Raw genomic sequence first — 15,383 nt, forward strand, 5'->3', positions numbered from 1 at the left:
AGCGAGCCCCCCGAAGTTCGCTACATATTGAAACTGATTGCACACTGAGCGCGTGGAATCGCAGTTACCGTGGCGCGCGCCGACCGCCGCCGGCCCCCTCGACGCGGCGCTGCGGCTGCCGGGATCGAAGTCCATGACCGCCCGGGCACTGGTGCTGGGCGCGAACTCGGCCGGCGCCACCACGCTGCGGAGGCCGCTGCGCAACCGCGACACCGAGCTGATGGCGGCCGGCCTGCGGGCCATGGGCTGCCACGTGTCGACCGCCGACGACGGCCTGTGGCTGCTGCGCTCGCGCCCGCTGCAGGGGCCGGCCCGGGTCGACGTCGGGCTGGCCGGCACCGTGCTGCGCTTCCTGCCGCCGCTGGCCGGGCTGGCCGAGGGCGCGGTCGCCTTCGACGGGCACGCGCGCTCCCGGCGCCGGCCGATGGCCCCGCTGCTCGGCGCGCTGCGCGCCCTCGGCGCCCGGGTCGAGCCCGGCGGCGGGCTGCCGTTCACCGTGCACGGCGTCGGGCGCATCGGCGGCGGGCCGGTGACCATCGACGCCTCCGCCTCCAGCCAGCTCCTCTCCGGGCTGCTGCTGTCCGCCCCCGGGTTCGACCGGGGGCTGGTGCTGCGCCACGTCGGGCACCCGGTGCCGAAGTCGCACGTGGACCTGACCGTGCACATGCTGCGCTCGGCGGGCGCCGGCGTTGACGACAGCCGGCCCGACGTGTGGTCGGTCGAGCCGGGCCGGCTCAAGGGACGGGCCTGGGAGATCGAGCCGGATCTGGGCAGCGCCGCGCCGTTCCTGGCCGCCGCGCTGGTCACGGGCGGCTCGGTGACCGTGCAGCGCTGGCCCCCGGCGACCAGCCAGCCCGCCCGCCGCCTGCTCGACCTGCTGCACCGGATGGGCGGCGAGGCGCGCCTGACCCCGCGCGGGCTGGTGATGCGCGGCATGGGGACGGTGCGCGGGCTGCACGCGAGCCTCGCCGGCGTGGCCGAGTTCGCCCCGGTGCTGGCCGCGCTGGCCGCGGTGGCCGACTCGCCGTCGCACCTCTTCGGCCTCGGGCCGGCGACCTGCCGGGACGAGACCGCGGACGGACAGGACGGGCTCGGGCGGCTGGCCGGCGCGCTGGCCACCCTGGGCGCCGACGTCACCGTCGAGGCCGACGGCCTGCGGGTGCGGCCCCGGCCGCTGCACGGGGGCACGCTGCCCACCCACGGCGACCGGCACCTCGCGCACGCGGGCGCCGTGCTCGGGCTGACGGTCGCCGGGGTGGACCTGGACGACGTGGCATGCACCGCGAAGACGGTGCCCGACTTTCCCCGGCTATGGTCGACCATGGTGTTCGGCTACGAGGGAGGGTCGGCTGAGGCGGAAGCGCGAGTACGACGAGGATGACGTGCGGGTGCGCCCCGGCCGGTCCTCGCGACCGCGCACGCGCCAGCGCCCGAAGCACAGCGACGCCGTCGAGGGGCTCGTGGTGGCCGTGGACCGTGGGCGGTACACCTGCCATCTCCTCGACACCGGCGCCACCGTGACCGCCATGCGCGCCCGCGAGCTCGGCCGGCACGGGGTCGTGGTCGGCGACCACGTGCAGATCGTCGGCGACGTGAGCGGCCGCCCGGACACCCTGGCCCGCATCGTGCGCATCGCCGAGCGGGACTCGGTGCTCATGCGCACGGCCGACGACGAGGAGGGCAGCACCGAGGGGCGCTTCGAGCGGGTGGTGGTGGCCAACGCCGAGCAGCTGGTGATCGTCAACTCGCTGCAGGACCCGCCGCCGCGCACCGGGTTCATCGACCGGTGCCTGGTGGCCGCGTACGACGCCGAGATCGACCCGCTGCTGTGCCTGACCAAGGGCGACCTCGCGAGCCCCGACGCGGTGCTGGACTACTACGCCGAGCTGGACCTGCCCTACGTGCTGTGCCGGCCGGACGCGCCGCTGGACGACCTCGTCGAGCAGCTGCGCGGGCGGGTGTCGGTCATGATCGGCCACTCCGGGGTGGGCAAGTCCACGCTGGTGAACCGGCTCGTCCCGGGGACCGACCGGGCGGTCGGCTCGGTCAGCGCGGTCGGCAAGGGGCGGCACACCTCCACCAGCGCGGTCGCCCTGCGGCTGCCGGGCGACCTGGGCTGGATCATCGACACGCCCGGCGTGCGCTCCTTCGGGCTGGCCCACGTGTCGGCCGACAGCCTCCTGCACGGCTTCCCCGACCTGGTCGAGGCATCCACCCGCTGCCCACCCAACTGCGACCACACCGGCGCGGGCGGCGACTGCGGCCTCGACAAGCTCATCGCCGAGGGCGGGGCGGACCCGCGACGGCTGGCTTCGTTCCGCCGGTTGCTCGCGTCCAAGGAGGGCGCGGCCACCGAGACGTCAGACGACGACGGGTCCGCCTGAGCGCCAGTAGACGTTGCTGTCCCGCGACAGCAGGCCGGCGTCGACCAGGTAACGGCGAAGGGCCGCGTGGTCGTCGTGCCAGGCGCGCAGGATCGCGTCGACCTCGCGCTCGGGGTACCGGATCCCGGGCTCGAACGACGAGGCGATGTGCTCCAGCACGACCATGCGCTTGCCGTGCACGGCCGGGATCTGGGTCAGCCGCCCGTCGGCGATGAAGGTGCGCAGGACGAGGTCGCGCTGGCGGTCCGGGTCCAGCCGGGGCTGCGGCGCGGACTGCACGACGCTCGCGCGCACCGCGTCCTTGAAGGCGTCCCGCGCGGCGGCCAGCTGCCCGTCCTCCACCACGAGCAGGCCGCCCTGTTGCAGGCGGCGGATGGCCGGCTCGACCAGCCGGGCGGGTATCCCGGTGGCCGCCTCGACGGCCGAGGGCGTGCGCGCGCCGAGCACGACGGCGGCGAAGACATCGAGGCGGTCGGACTCGGCGAGAGGCCGCACAGGGCTGTGGGAGTCACAAACGGCGACAGTACTGCCAGAAGTTGGCGATCGTCGGCTAAGTTTCCGCGCATGGCGCGCTACGCGGATGATCTGGCCCTTGCTCACCTCCTCGCCGATACCGCGGACGCGATCGCCGTGCCGCGCTTCCGCGCGCAGGACCTCCACGTGAGTGAGAAGCCGGACCTGACGCCGGTCACCGACGCCGACACGGCGGTGGAGAAGGCGCTGCGGGCCACCCTGGGCCGGGCCCGGCCGCGCGACGGGGTGCTCGGCGAGGAGTACGGCGCGACCGAGGCCGCGGCCGGCCCGGGCAGCCGCCAGTGGGTCATCGACCCGATCGACGGGACGAAGAACTTCGTGCGCGGCGTGCCGATCTGGGCCACGCTCATCGCGCTCATGGAGGGCGACCAGCCGGTCGTCGGCCTGGTGTCGGCGCCCGCGCTCGGGCGGCGCTGGTGGGGCGCGCTCGGCCACGGGGCGTACGCCGGGCGCCACACGGCGGCGGCCACCCCGATCCGGGTGTCGGGCGTCAGCCGGCTCGCCGACGCGTCGTTCTGCTACTCCTCGCTCGGCGGCTGGGAGGAGGCCGGCCGGCTGGGCGCCATCCTGGACATCAGCCGTCGGACGTGGCGACAGCGGGCGTACGGGGACTTCTACGGCTACATGCTGCTGGCCGAGGGCGCCGTGGACATCATGGTCGAGCCCGAGCTGTCGCTGTGGGACCTGGCCGCCCTGGTGCCGATCGTGACCGAGGCCGGCGGCACCTTCACCGACCTGCAGGGACAGCCCGGCCCGGGCGGCGGCAGCGCGGTGGCCACGAACGGCCACCTCCACGAGGACGTGCTCACCCGGTTGAGTCATACCAGACTGTCCGGTTTGTCCGGCTAGGCCGAATGGTCCGTATGCCGAGGCCGTCCGCGGGGTCTATCCTGCCCGGGTGGCATCTTGGAGTTGGCTGTTCCTCGGCGCGATGATCGCCGCCTATGGCGTCGCCAACCTGCTGCAATCCATGGCTGCCGCACGTACCGATCTGCACCATGGCTTCCAGCCGATGCTGCTGCTGCGGCTGGGTCGCCACAAGTCGTACCTCGTCGGCGTGGCCTGTCAATGCGCCGGCTTCCTGCTGGCCTTCTTCGCCCGTCGCGACCTTCCGTTGTTCCTGGTGCAGTCGGCCATGGCGGCCGGGCTGGGCGTGACCACCGTGCTGGGCGTGCTGATCCTCAAGTGGAAGCTGCCGCGCACCGAGATCGCCCTGCTGCTGGCGCTGATCGTGGGCATCGCCGCCCTGGTGGTGGCGGCCAAGCCGGCCCCGTCCCGCCAGCTCGGCACCGGCGGGGTGGTCGCCCTGATCGGCGTCCTCGTCGCGCTGGCCGTGCTCGGCTTCTTCGCCGGACGGCTGCACGGTGCGCCCGGCTCGGTCGTGCTGGGCTCCCTGTCGGGCGTGGCCTTCGGCGCCGCGGCGGTGGCCTCACGCCCACTGGCCTCGGCGGACTCGTTCACGCAGTTCGTGACGGACCCGCTGTCGTACCTCCTCGTCGCCCACTCGCTGGTCGGTCAGCTCCTGCTCGGACTGGCGATGCAACGGGGCTCGACGACGGCGGCGGTGGCCGCCATGGACGCCGCGGGGGCGGTGCCGGCCGCGCTGGTCGGGCTGCTGTTCCTCGGCGACGGGGTGTGGCCCCACCGCGAGTGGCTGGTGGCGATCGGCTTCGTGGTGACGCTGGCCGGGGTGATCGGGCTGAGCTTCTACGCGGAGCCGCAGCACCACCACAAGATCGCGCCCGAGGCCGAGTGCCCGCCCGCCGGGCTGGCCTTCAGCGGCACACAGCAGCACGCCGCCGACCGCTGAATCGGAACAACCCGGGCATTACAACCCGGGCATTCCGCCAGTTTTTTCACCCGTCGGGGTATAAATCCGACATGTCGCGGCGCGGAGCGCCCGACATGTCGAAAAGACCCGCCGTGGGCACGTTGAGTGCTCAAGCAAACACGAGAAGTCCTCCAAACGGGGGACCCGTCCGGCAACTCGGAGGACCCGAGCCGCACCCCGGTTCCTGTTCAGACTCCGGACCGCTGACCGATCAGGGAGATCGCAGCAGTCCGATCGTGAGCGGGAAGGAGGCGGCGGCGTGCTGAAGAGCAAGCTCAGCGCCTGGTTCGCGGTCTGGATGGCCCTGCTCACGGCGGCCTTCTACCGCTGGCCGGACATGCACATGGTCTGGTGGGGCGCGATCGGCCTGTCCAGCACGACCGGCGTGGTCGTCGGCGTCCTCGTCCACCGGCCCAACCGCCGATGGCCGTGGTTCCTGCTCGCCACCGCGCTCGCCTGCTTCGGGCTCGGGGACCTCCTCTACAACGTGCAGACCGACGTGCTCGGGCTGGACAACCCGTTCCCGTCCGCCCCCGACGGGCTGTACCTGGCGATGTACCCCCTCGTCGCCGGCGGCCTGCTCGGGTTCATCCGGGCGCGGACCGGGCGCAACAACCGCGATAGCCTGCTCGACGCGGCGACGCTGACCATCGGCCTGGCGCTGCTGTCCTGGATCTTCCTGATCGACCCCTACGTGCGCAACACCGAGCTGACGCTGTGGCAGAAGATGGTGTCGATCGCGTACCCGCTCGGTGACGTGCTGACGCTGGCCGTCTTCGCCCGGCTGGTGACCGGCGGCGTGCGGCGCACCGGGTCGATCAACCTGCTCGGGCTCGGCACCGCCGGGCTGCTCATCACCGACGTCGTCTACGGGCTCATCCAGCTCAACGGCGACTGGCACGTCGGCGGGCCGACCGACCTCGGCTGGGTGGTCTGCTACGGGGCCTGGGCGGCCGCCGCGCTGCACCCGTCCATGCGCGAGCTGACCGAGCCGACCCGCTCGGTCAACACCGACCTCGGCGGGCGGCGCATCGCGCTGCTCGGCGCCGCCTCGCTGATCGCACCCGGCGTCACGCTGGTCGAAGCGAGCGTCGGCACGGTGCGCGACGCCGCCGTCATCGCCGTCTCCTCCGGCGTCATGTTCGTGCTCGTGCTGACCCGCCTGGCCGGCGTCATGGGCGTGCACCGGCAGTCCCTCGCCCGCGAGCGGGAGCTGCGCGAGGCCACCACCACGCTGGTGTCCGCGGCCGACCCGGCCGAGGCGCTGTCCGCGGTGCGCACGGCGCTGGACCGGCTGCTGCCGGCCGACACCCCGCACACCGTCGCCGTGGTCCGCGTCGACGTCGAGGCCGAACTGCCCGCGCCGGGCCTGGTGCGCGTCGCCGGCCTGGCCCCGGACGTGCGGGCCGAGCTGCACGAGTACAGCTCCACGCTGCGCCACCCGCTCGGCGTGACCAGCGACACGCTGTACCTCGCCGCCCCCACCGAGGCCCTGCAGGCCCTCCAGCCGACCTTTGAGGTGCTGGCGTCCCAGGCCGCGATGGCGCTGGAGCGGATCGCGCTGACCGCCGAGGTGAACCGGCGCAACAGCGAGGCCTACTTCCGTACCCTCATCCACAACACGTCCGACGTGATCCTCATCGTCGACGACAACGACGTCATCCAGTACGCGAGCCCGTCGGCCGGCACGGTCTTCGGCGACGAGCGCATCGCCGGCTACGAGCTGTGGGAGTTCATCGCCCACGACGAGCGGCCGCGCCTGGCCGAGGCGCTCGGGCAGGTGCGGTCCGGGCTGCACAGCCACGACGTCATCGACGTGCGGGCGGAGCGGGTCGACGGCAGCGCGCTGGTGGTCGAGGCCGACTGCCGCGACCTGCGCGACGACACCACCGTCGGCGGCCTGGTGCTCACCGTGCGCGACGTGACCGAGCGCCGGCGCATGGAGGAACAGCTCATCCGGCAGGCGTTCCACGACGCCCTGACCGGCCTGGCCAACCGGGTGCTGTTCCAGGACCGGGTCGAGCAGGCGGTGGTCTCGGCCGGGCGGCACGGCAGCCTCGTCGGCGTTCTCTTCATCGACCTGGACGACTTCAAGATCGTCAACGACACGCTCGGCCACGCGGTCGGCGACGAGCTGCTGCGGTCGGTGGCCCGCCGGATCACCGGGGAGCTGCGTCCGTCCGATACCGTGGCCCGCCTCGGCGGCGACGAGTTCGCCGCGCTCATCGAGGCGGACTCGATGAGCGACCTGGAGCTGGCCGCCGAGCGGATCACGCTCGCGCTCGCCGAGCCCTTCGCCGTGGCCGGCGAGTCGGTCAACGGCATCAGCAGCATCGGCCTGTCCACCACGGTCGACGCGAGCTCGGCCGAGCAGCTCATGCGCCAGGCCGATCTCGCGCTGTACGTGGCCAAGGGCGCCGGCAAGGGGCGCTGGCGGCGGTACCAGTCGGAGCTGCACACGGCCGTGCTGGAGCGCCTCGAGCTGCGCGCCGCGCTCGACCAGGCGGTCAAGGAACACCAGTTCGTCCTGCAGTACCAGCCGATCGTGGACCTCGAGACCGGGGTGCCGCTGGGCTTCGAGGCGCTCGTGCGCTGGAACCACCCGACCCGGGGCATGATCGCGCCCGGCCACTTCATCGAGGTGGCCGAGGAGAGCGGGCTCATCGTGCCGATGGGGCGCATGGTGCTGCAGCAGGCGCTGAGCACCGCCGCGCGCTGGCAGCGCTCGACCGCGCCCGGCGCGCTGCGGTACATGAGCGTGAACGTCTCGGCGCGGCAGTTCCGCACCCCCGGCTTCGTCGAGGAGGTGCGCCAGCTGCTGCACTCCTCGGGCGTGGAGCCCGGCACGCTGCTGCTGGAGATCACCGAGAGCCTGCTGCTGCGCAACGACGACCAGGTCCGGGCCGACCTCGAGGCGCTGCGGGCGATGGGCATCCGGCTGGCCATCGACGACTTCGGCACCGGCTACTCGTCGCTGTCGTACCTGCAGCACATGCCGATCGACGTACTCAAGATCGACAAGTCGTTCGTCGACGACATGCTGTCCTCGACCCAGCAGCGGGCGGTGGTCACCGCGATCGTCCAGCTGGCCCAGACCTTCAACCTCTCGGTCGTGGCCGAGGGCGTCGAGGAGGCCGGCCAACGCGAGGCGCTGCAGGAGATCGGCTGCCCCTACGGCCAGGGCTACCTCTTCGCCCGGCCGCTGTCCGAGCCCGACGCGTTCGCGCTCATCCCGAAGACCGCGCCATTCGCCGCAATGGCGTAGCTCGCCCGGCGCTCCCGGCGAGACACCCAGGAACATCCCTCACCACGGAAGGCAGTACCGCATGACCGTCCACCCGCTGCACAGCACCAAGGGCACCTACGTTCGTCGCGACGGGCGCTGGGACGACCTCGAGCGTCTGCGCGCGACCAGCCCGATGTACGACGCCGTGATCGACGAGATCGACGGCCGCCGGATCCGGGTGGGCGGTCACTGGCTGACCGACTGGGCCTCCTGCAACTACCTCGGCTTCGACCTCGAGCCGGAGATCATGGACGCGGTCGACCCCTACATCCGCACCTGGGGCACGCACCCGAGCTGGTCGCGGCTGCTGGGCAACTCCAGGCCGTACATCGAGATCGAGGAGCGCCTGACCGAGCTGCTCGGCGCGCCGGACACCCTGCTGCTGCCCACCATCACGCACATCCACATGTCGGTGATCCCGATCCTGGCCGGCGACGGGCACATCTTCCTGGACTCACAGTCGCACAAGACCATCTACGACGGCTGCATGTACGCCAAGGGCCTCGGCGCCACGGTCCACCGCTTCCGGGCGAACGACCCCGAGCACCTGGCCGAGCTGCTCGCCCAGGCCCCGCCCGGCAAGGCGAAGCTGGTCGCGATGGACGGCGTGAACAGCATGACCGGCCTCGCGCCCGACCTGGCCCGCTTCGCGGCGGTCTGCCGGCAGCACGACGCCCTCCTCTACGTCGACGAGGCGCACGGCTTCGGCGTCATCGGCGAGCGGCGGCCCGACGAGACCTCGCCGTACGGCTCGCGGGGCAACGCGATCGTGAAGCACGCCGGCGAGACCTACGACAACATCGTGCTGGTCGGCGGCTTCTCCAAGTCGTACTCCTCACTGATGGCCTTCCTGGCCCTGCCGACCTGGCTGAAGAACCACCTGAAGGTCGCCGCGCCGCCGTACCTCTACTCCGGCCCGTCCCCGACCGCCTCGCTGGCCACGGTCATGGCCGGCCTGGAGCTCAACGACAAGCGCGGCGACGAGATCCGCGCCGACCTGTACCGCAAGACCATGCGGGTGCTCGAGCACGTGCGCGGGCTCGGCCTCTACACGCCGAACACGGGCACCACGCCGATCATCGAGCTGCCGCTGGCCCCGGGGCAGGACATCGCCCAGGTCGGGCAGTTCCTGTGGGACCGCGAGACCTACGTGACGCTGGCCGCCTACCCGCTCGTCCCGCGCGGCCAGGTCGGCTTCCGCATCCAGGTCACCGCGGCCAACACCGACGAGGAGATCGACCAGCTCAACGCCGTGCTGTCCGACCTCGCCGGCGCGGATCGTCTCCGGGACGCGGCTTGAGGCACGGCTTCGAGGCCAGGCACCGCGCCCCGCGCGGGCTCCCGGGCCTGCTCGTCCCCCTCCGCAGCCGGGACTTCCGCCTGCTGTGGACGGGGATGAGCACCTCGCTGATCGGCGACGGGATCCTCCTCGTCGCGCTGGCCTGGCAGGTGTACGCGCTGTCGGGCGCCCCCGCGGCGATGTCCGTCGTCGGGTTCGCCCTGTCGCTGCCCCAGGTCGTCACCCTGCTCTTCGGCGGGGTCATCAGCGACCGGTTCGACCGGCGGAAGATCATGCTCGGCACCGACGTGGTGCGGGGGGCGGTGCTGATCACGCTCACGGCGCTCAGCCTCACCGGCGTGGTGCAGGTGTGGCATATCGTGGCGCTGGTCGCGGTCTACGGGGCGGCGTCGGGCTTCTTCGGCCCGGCGTTCGACTCGCTCGTGCCGACCCTGGTCAAGGACGAGGATCTGGTCCAGGCCAACGCCCTGGACCAGTTCGTCCGCCCGGCCGCGCTGCAGATGGCCGGGCCGTCGCTGGGCGGTGTGCTCATCGCGCTGGGCGGCTCCGGCCTGGCCTTCGCGGTGGACGCGGCCACGTTCACGGTCTCGGCCGCCTGCCTCTTCCTCATGCGGGCACGGACGGCCGTCAATCCGGACACACCCGACATGTCCGAGAGCTCGGTTTGGGAGGAGTTCAAGGCGGGCATGAACTACGTGCGCGGCAACGTGTGGCTGTGGGGCACGTTCGTCGCGGCAACGTTCGCGTACCTGCTCTTCATCGGCCCGACCGAGGTGCTCCTGCCGTTCGTGGTGAAGAACGAGCTGCACGGCTCAGCCGGCGACCTTGGCCTGGTGCTCGCCAGCGGCGGCATCGGGGCGATCGCCGCCGCGCTCATCGTGGGGCAGCGCGGGGTGCCGCGGCAGTACATGCGCTTCATCTACATCACCTGGACGCTCGCCACGCTCGCCGTCGCGGGCTACGGCATGGCCACCGCGACGTGGCACCTGGCCGTGGCGTGCGCGCTGGTGAACGGCCTGGAGGCGGCCGGCACGATCGCCTGGGCGACCGCGAAGCAGCGGCTCGTGCCCGAGGAGCTCATGGGCCGCGTTTCATCGGTGGACTGGTTCATCTCCATCGCGTTGGTACCGCTGAGCTACGCCATGGCCGCCCCCGTCGCGAGCGCGATCGGCGTCCAGAACACGCTCGTCGGCGCCGGTGTCCTCGGCGCCGCGGTGACCTTCGCGTTCCTGTACCTGCCGGGCATGCGCTCGCCGAAGCAGGTGGTGGTGACTCCATGAGCGGTCCGGAGCGTTGCGGAGGGGCCGCTCACAGTAAGCACGGTTCTGGCTCATACGGCCGGAGCGAAGCGGAGGATGCATGAGCGACGTGGTGGCCATGGTGGATCGCCTGGGGCGGGCGTTCCTGGAAAAGGACCTGGAGGAGGCGCTCGCCTGCTTCGTGCCCGAGGACGACATCACGTACGTCGGGTCCGAGGCGGGCGAATCCGCCCACGGCCGGGCGGCCGTGCGGGAGCTCCTGACCGATCTGTTCGCCCGGCCGGCGGCCTACACCTGGCAGGCCACCTCGGCCACCGTGCACAGCCTGCCCGGAGCCGCCTTCGTGATCGCGGAGGCCGACGGCGCCGAGCACGGGGCGGACGGGGCGGTGGAGCCGTTCCCGTACCGCATCACGGGCCTGCTCTCCCGCCGCTCGTCGGGCGCCTGGCTCTGGCGGGCGGTCCAGGGCTCGGAGCCCGCCCGAACCGAGGAACCCGCCCGAACCGAGGAACCCGCCTGAACCGGGCTTCAGCGGCCCAGGTCCGCGCACCCCGACTCGTCCGGCAGGAGGGGGCGCAGCGCCACGGCCCAGCGGGTGCCACCCGAGAGCCACGGCGTTCTCGCGTTCGCCGATGCTGCCGCCGACAGTACCGGTGATGCCTCCACCGCCAGGCAGTTGACGCCGGGGCGGTTGGGCACGGGGTCGCCGGGCAGGGCGGACGCGGAGGGCCACTCGATCGCCGGCGGGTCGGAGGGCAGGCCGTCCGCCGAGGGCCGCCACGGCGTCGCCACCGCGGCGATGCGGGCCGGCTCGTAGGGCGCGGCCTCGCCGACCGATTTGCGGCCGAGGGTCTCGGGCAGGTCGCGCAGCTCGGCGACGTACTGCTGCATCCGGCCCCGGGCGGCGCGCTGGTCCGCCGTCAGCCCCTCCCCGCCCGAGTCGATGCCCATCGCGGGCACGTCCGTGGTCGCGGCGCCCGTGGCGGTGCGCACGGTGATGTGCGTGGTCGGGGCGTCGGCCACGTTGGGCACGCCCATGTCCTCGCCCCGGCCGACGCCCGCCGCCAGGCCACGCTGGGCCAGCCGGCGCACGTCGGCGGCGGAGATGCGGCGGACCTGGATGTTGGGCAGGGCCGGGCCGGGGTAGAGGCCCGGCACCGGGCCGATGGTGACGACCCGGCCGTCGCCGTACACGCTGATCTCGGGCAGCTGCGTCACCGCCGCCGACAAGGGCGCGAACCCGCCGCCGGTGCGCACCCGCAAGACGAGGTCGCCCGGGGCGTAGGAGGCGGCCGAGGAGCCGTTCTCGGCCGCACTTCCAGGGGCGGCACACCCGGAGGCGGCCAGCAGCACGGCGGGGACCAGTCGCAACAGCTTCATGCCCGGTTGGACGCGGGGGACCTCCGAAGGGTTCCGGCCTACTAACAGTGTTAGTTTTATGGCATGCGAACCGTGTACTTTGCCGCCGCCCGGCGCACGCCGATCGGGAAGCTGCGTGGCGGGCTCGCCCACGTGCGCCCCGACGATCTCGCGGCGGCCGTGGTCAGGGAGCTGGTGGCCGGGATCGACCCGGCGCGCGTGGACGAGGTGTACTGGGGCGCGGCCAACCAGGCCGGCGAGGACAACCGCAACGTCGCGCGGATGGCGGTACTGCTGGCCGGTCTCCCCGGCAGCGTGCCCGGCGCGACCGTCAACCGGCTGTGCGCCTCCGGCCTGGAGGCGGTCACCGTCGCCGCCCGCACGATCGCCGCGGGCGAGGCCGACGTCGTGGTCGCCGGCGGGTCGGAGTCGATGAGCCGGGCCCCGTTCGTGCTCCCCCGCCCCGACGACGCGCTGCCCAACGCGATGGCCATCGCCGACACCCGCCTCGGCTGGCGCCTGATCAACCCCGCCATGCGCGAGCTGCACGGGCTGCTGAGCATGGGCGAGACGGCCGAGGAGGTGGCGGCGAGGTACGGCGTCACGCGCGCGCGGCAGGACGAGTTCGCGCTGCGCAGCCACCGCAACGCCGCCCGGGCGACGAGGGACGGGCACTTCGCGGCCGAGCTGCTGCCGATCGAGGGCGTCGCCGCCGACGAGGGCATCCGGGCCGACACCAGCCTCGAGAAGCTGGCCAAGCTCAAGCCGGTGTTCCGCGAGGGCGGGACGGTGACCGCGGGCAACTCCTCGCCGCTCAACGACGGCGCGGCCGGGCTGCTGCTGGTCAGCGAGGACGCGCTGCGCGAGTTCGGGCTCGAGCCGCTCGGGCGGTACGTCGCCGGCGCCTCGGCCGGCGTGCACCCCGACGTGATGGGGATCGGACCGGTCCCGGCCACCCGCAAGGCGCTGGCTCGGGCCGGCTGGAAGATCGGCGACGTGCGGCAGGCCGAGCTCAACGAGGCGTTCGCGGCCCAGGTCCTGGCCAGCGCCGAGCGGCTCGGGCTGGACCCGGAGATGATCAACCCCGACGGCGGGGCGATCGCCATCGGGCACCCGCTGGGCTGCTCCGGGGCGCGGATCCTGACCACGCTGCTGCACCGGATGCGGCGCACCGGGGACAGCCGGGGGTTGGCGACCATGTGCGTCGGGGTTGGGCAAGGTAGCGCGGTACTGGTGGAAAGGTGACGAACTTGCGATTCGAGGGCAGGACCGCCGTGGTGACCGGCGCCGCGCAGGGCATCGGCGCGGCAACCGCCGAGCTGCTGCGCGCGCAGGGGGCGAACGTGGTGGCGCTGGACCTGAAGGCCGGCGACGGGGTCGTGGCCTGCGACGTGACCGACAAGGCGCAGGTCGACGAGGTGTTCGCCGGCATCGGCCGGATCGACGTCCTCGTCAACAACGCCGGGATCACCCGGGACAACCTGCTGTTCAAGATGCCGTACGACGAGTGGACCGCCGTGCTGCAGACGAACCTGACGAGCATGTTCCTGTGCTGTCAGGCGGCGCAGCGGTACATGGTGAAGGCCCGCTACGGCCGCATCGTGAACCTCAGCAGCCGCTCGGCCCTGGGCGCCCGCGGCCAGGCCAACTACGCCGCCGCGAAGGCCGGCGTGCAGGGGCTCACCGCGACCCTGGCGATCGAGCTCGGGCCGTACGACATCACGGTCAACGCCGTCGCGCCGGGCTACATCGCGACCGCGATGACCGCCGCCACGGCCGAACGCGTGGGCAGCTCACCCGAGGAGCACCAGGCGCTGGTCGCCGAGCGCACGCCGCTGCGCCGGGTCGGCCGGCCCGAGGAGGTCGCCGCCGTCATCGCCTTCCTGGCCAGCGACGAGGCCTCCTACGTGTCCGGCCAGACCCTGTATGTCAACGGCGGCGCCCGTTAGTTCGCCGCTACTTGAGGACCAGGTCGATCTCGGCGACGTCGCCGGGCTGACGGTCCTTGTGACCGCCGAGGTCGACCAGGCGCAGCTTGTACGTGCCCAGCAGGTCCGCCTTCACCTGGAACGCGAGGGGGTCACCGACCGCGACCTGCCCGCCGGAGAGCGCCTCGTTCGGCGCGGTGAGCGGCCCCAACTCGCTGCCGTCGGGGGCGGCGAGCCGGAAGTGCTCCTGCCCGACGTACAGGGAGCTGTTGCCGGTGTACTGGATGTCGACCTTGCACATGACCGCCCGGTAGCCCTTCTTGGCCTGGCCGTTGTAGTCGAAGAAGCCGCCGCGCAGGTCGCAGGTGGTGAAGGTGGCCGTCACGTCGTGCACGGTGACCTTCTTGTCCTTGAGCAGGTTGACCGGCTCGTAGGCGTTGACCGCGCTGCCGTCGAGCGGGATCGTGGGCTGCTCCACCTCGCCGCCGCCGAAGATGAGCTGGCCGGTGGCGAGGCCGGCCGTCAGCGGGTCGTAGATCGAGAAGTCCAGGTTGTAGTTGCTCTTCTGGCCGGCCGCGACGGTCGAGCTTTCCCGCAGTGAGCCCGTGTACTGCTGCCCGCCGATCGAGAAGACGATGGGAAGGTACGGCGTGGCGTTGGCCGTGCTGAGGTTCTCCACCACGACCTCGGCCGAGAGCTTGTGCTGCGACGCGTCGGCGTCGTACGTCATCTTGTTGACAGTGATCTTGTACTGGGCGAACCAGACCGACTTGCCCACCTGCACGCTCTGCTGCTTGGCGCCGGGCTTGGCGTCCTTGGTGTTGGCCGCCTGACCGCCGGAGTTTGCGCCGGCGGTGCTGCCCGAGCCGCCGCTGCCGCGGGTGTTGCCGCCGTTGCCGCCGCTGCTGCCGCGGTTGGCGCTCGAGTCGGACGTCTTGTCGTTGCTGACCGCGCGGTAGGCCGCCACGCCGCCGGCGCCGAGCAGCAGCACGAGCACGGCAACGACGCCGACCAGCAGGCCCAGCCTGCCGCCGGAGCGGCCCGGGACGGGCGGAGCGCCGTGCGGGGGCACCGGGACCGGTGGGGGCGCCCCGAAGACGGCCGTGCTGTTGGGCGGGCCTCCCGGGACCGGCGCGGCCGCGGACTGGAACCCGGCGGGTGGCATCGGCACCGTCGGCCCGCCCGGGGACTGCGGCGTGGCCGCGGACTGGAACCCGGCCGGCGACATCGGCGCCGTCGGGCCGCCCGGGACGGTCGGGGACTGCGGCGTGGCCGCGGACTGGAAGCCGGCCGGCGACATCGGGGCCGTCGGGCTGCCCTGGACGGGCAGGGGCGGCGGGGCCGAGGAGAACGGCGCGGGCGGCCCGGACGCGGGCATCCCGGACACCGGCATGCCGGTCGGGCCCGAGACGGGCGCGTTGGGCGGCGGCGCCAGCACCCCGCCGGGCGCGGCGATGACCGGCGGACGGGGGCCGGCCGGCGGCGGGGCCGCCGGGAACGGC

The 15,383-nt window shown here is 72.9% G+C and carries 13 protein-coding genes and 1 pseudogene; 11 read left to right on the top strand and 3 right to left on the bottom strand.

Annotation, left to right across the window (positions count from 1 at the left end):
• Positions 1 to 52: 52 nt before the first annotated feature.
• Both AB0M46_RS39035 and rsgA read left to right on the top strand, forming a co-directional pair.
• A complete protein-coding gene (locus AB0M46_RS39035; RefSeq protein WP_363344733.1) occupies positions 53 to 1,381 on the top strand; it encodes a 3-phosphoshikimate 1-carboxyvinyltransferase in 1,329 nt (442 codons plus the stop codon).
• A 7-nt stretch (positions 1,382 to 1,388) separates the two neighbouring features.
• Positions 1,389 to 2,384, top strand: coding sequence for a ribosome small subunit-dependent GTPase A (gene rsgA / locus AB0M46_RS39040; RefSeq protein WP_363344761.1), 996 nt, complete (start codon positions 1,389 to 1,391; stop codon positions 2,382 to 2,384).
• Here the strand turns inward: rsgA and AB0M46_RS39045 are convergent.
• Positions 2,361 to 2,879: a DUF2087 domain-containing protein gene (locus tag AB0M46_RS39045; protein WP_363344735.1), complete on the bottom strand. Its 519-nt coding sequence runs from the start codon at positions 2,877 to 2,879 to the stop codon at positions 2,361 to 2,363. The genes rsgA and AB0M46_RS39045 overlap by 24 nt on opposite strands.
• Positions 2,880 to 2,948: 69 nt before the next feature.
• Between AB0M46_RS39045 and hisN the strand changes: the two genes are divergently transcribed.
• The 6 genes from hisN (at position 2,949) to AB0M46_RS39075 (ending at position 11,114) form a co-directional block, all read left to right on the top strand.
• Positions 2,949 to 3,767: a histidinol-phosphatase gene (hisN, locus tag AB0M46_RS39050; protein ID WP_363344737.1), complete on the top strand. Its 819-nt coding sequence runs from the start codon at positions 2,949 to 2,951 to the stop codon at positions 3,765 to 3,767.
• 82 nt (positions 3,768 to 3,849) lie between these two features.
• Positions 3,850 to 4,728, top strand: a complete 879-nt coding sequence (locus tag AB0M46_RS39055; protein ID WP_363344763.1) for a hypothetical protein — start codon at positions 3,850 to 3,852, stop codon at positions 4,726 to 4,728.
• A 280-nt stretch (positions 4,729 to 5,008) separates the two neighbouring features.
• The gene (locus AB0M46_RS39060) at positions 5,009 to 8,014 is read left to right on the top strand and encodes an EAL domain-containing protein (RefSeq protein ID WP_363344739.1); all 3,006 of its coding nucleotides are present in this window, start codon (positions 5,009 to 5,011) and stop codon (positions 8,012 to 8,014) included.
• Positions 8,015 to 8,075: 61 nt separating this feature from the next.
• Positions 8,076 to 9,335, top strand: coding sequence for a pyridoxal phosphate-dependent aminotransferase family protein (locus AB0M46_RS39065; protein ID WP_363344741.1), 1,260 nt, complete (start codon positions 8,076 to 8,078; stop codon positions 9,333 to 9,335).
• The gene (locus AB0M46_RS39070) at positions 9,332 to 10,615 is read left to right on the top strand and encodes an MFS transporter (protein ID WP_363344743.1); all 1,284 of its coding nucleotides are present in this window, start codon (positions 9,332 to 9,334) and stop codon (positions 10,613 to 10,615) included. Before AB0M46_RS39065 ends, AB0M46_RS39070 begins: the two co-directional genes overlap by 4 nt.
• 79 nt (positions 10,616 to 10,694) lie before the next feature.
• On the top strand, positions 10,695 to 11,114 hold the full coding sequence (locus AB0M46_RS39075; RefSeq protein WP_363344745.1) for a nuclear transport factor 2 family protein: 420 nt from the start codon (positions 10,695 to 10,697) through the stop codon (positions 11,112 to 11,114).
• An 8-nt stretch (positions 11,115 to 11,122) separates the two neighbouring features.
• On the opposite strand, the gene AB0M46_RS39080 is transcribed toward AB0M46_RS39075, so the two are convergent.
• A complete protein-coding gene (locus tag AB0M46_RS39080) occupies positions 11,123 to 11,974 on the bottom strand; it encodes a hypothetical protein (RefSeq protein ID WP_363344747.1) in 852 nt (283 codons plus the stop codon).
• Positions 11,975 to 12,037: 63 nt separating this feature from the next.
• Here AB0M46_RS39080 and AB0M46_RS39085 point away from each other — a divergent pair, with 63 nt between their 5' ends.
• Positions 12,038 to 13,198 (top strand): thiolase family protein, encoded by a 1,161-nt coding sequence (locus tag AB0M46_RS39085; protein WP_363344749.1) that lies wholly within the window; start codon positions 12,038 to 12,040, stop codon positions 13,196 to 13,198.
• A 5-nt stretch (positions 13,199 to 13,203) separates the two neighbouring features.
• Positions 13,204 to 13,902 carry an SDR family oxidoreductase gene (locus tag AB0M46_RS39090; RefSeq protein ID WP_363344765.1) on the top strand — a complete coding sequence of 233 codons (699 nt, stop codon included), beginning with the start codon at positions 13,204 to 13,206 and terminating at the stop codon, positions 13,900 to 13,902.
• 7 nt (positions 13,903 to 13,909) lie between these two features.
• Here the strand turns inward: AB0M46_RS39090 and AB0M46_RS39095 are convergent, their stop codons facing one another.
• Entirely contained in the window at positions 13,910 to 15,046 is a 1,137-nt protein-coding gene (locus AB0M46_RS39095) for a hypothetical protein (protein ID WP_363344751.1), read from the bottom strand.
• A 31-nt stretch (positions 15,047 to 15,077) separates the two neighbouring features.
• Here AB0M46_RS39095 and AB0M46_RS39100 point away from each other — a divergent pair.
• Positions 15,078 to 15,383 (top strand): annotated as a pseudogene (locus tag AB0M46_RS39100) (hypothetical protein); the annotation flags it as partial.

This window comes from Dactylosporangium sp. NPDC051485 (assembly GCF_040682015.1).
Lineage (GTDB): Bacteria > Actinomycetota > Actinomycetes > Mycobacteriales > Micromonosporaceae > Dactylosporangium.

Coding starts and splice junctions, on each gene's coding strand:
- AB0M46_RS39055 (WP_363344763.1), top strand. CDS start 3,850: ATGATCGCCGCCTATGGCGTCGCCAACCTGCTGCAATCCATGGCTGCC.
- AB0M46_RS39080 (WP_363344747.1), bottom strand. CDS start 11,974: ATGAAGCTGTTGCGACTGGTCCCCGCCGTGCTGCTGGCCGCCTCCGGG.
- AB0M46_RS39075 (WP_363344745.1), top strand. CDS start 10,695: ATGAGCGACGTGGTGGCCATGGTGGATCGCCTGGGGCGGGCGTTCCTG.
- AB0M46_RS39085 (WP_363344749.1), top strand. CDS start 12,038: ATGCGAACCGTGTACTTTGCCGCCGCCCGGCGCACGCCGATCGGGAAG.
- hisN (WP_363344737.1), top strand. CDS start 2,949: ATGGCGCGCTACGCGGATGATCTGGCCCTTGCTCACCTCCTCGCCGAT.
- AB0M46_RS39065 (WP_363344741.1), top strand. CDS start 8,076: ATGACCGTCCACCCGCTGCACAGCACCAAGGGCACCTACGTTCGTCGC.
- AB0M46_RS39095 (WP_363344751.1), bottom strand. CDS start 15,046: ATGCCACCCGCCGGGTTCCAGTCCGCGGCCGCGCCGGTCCCGGGAGGC.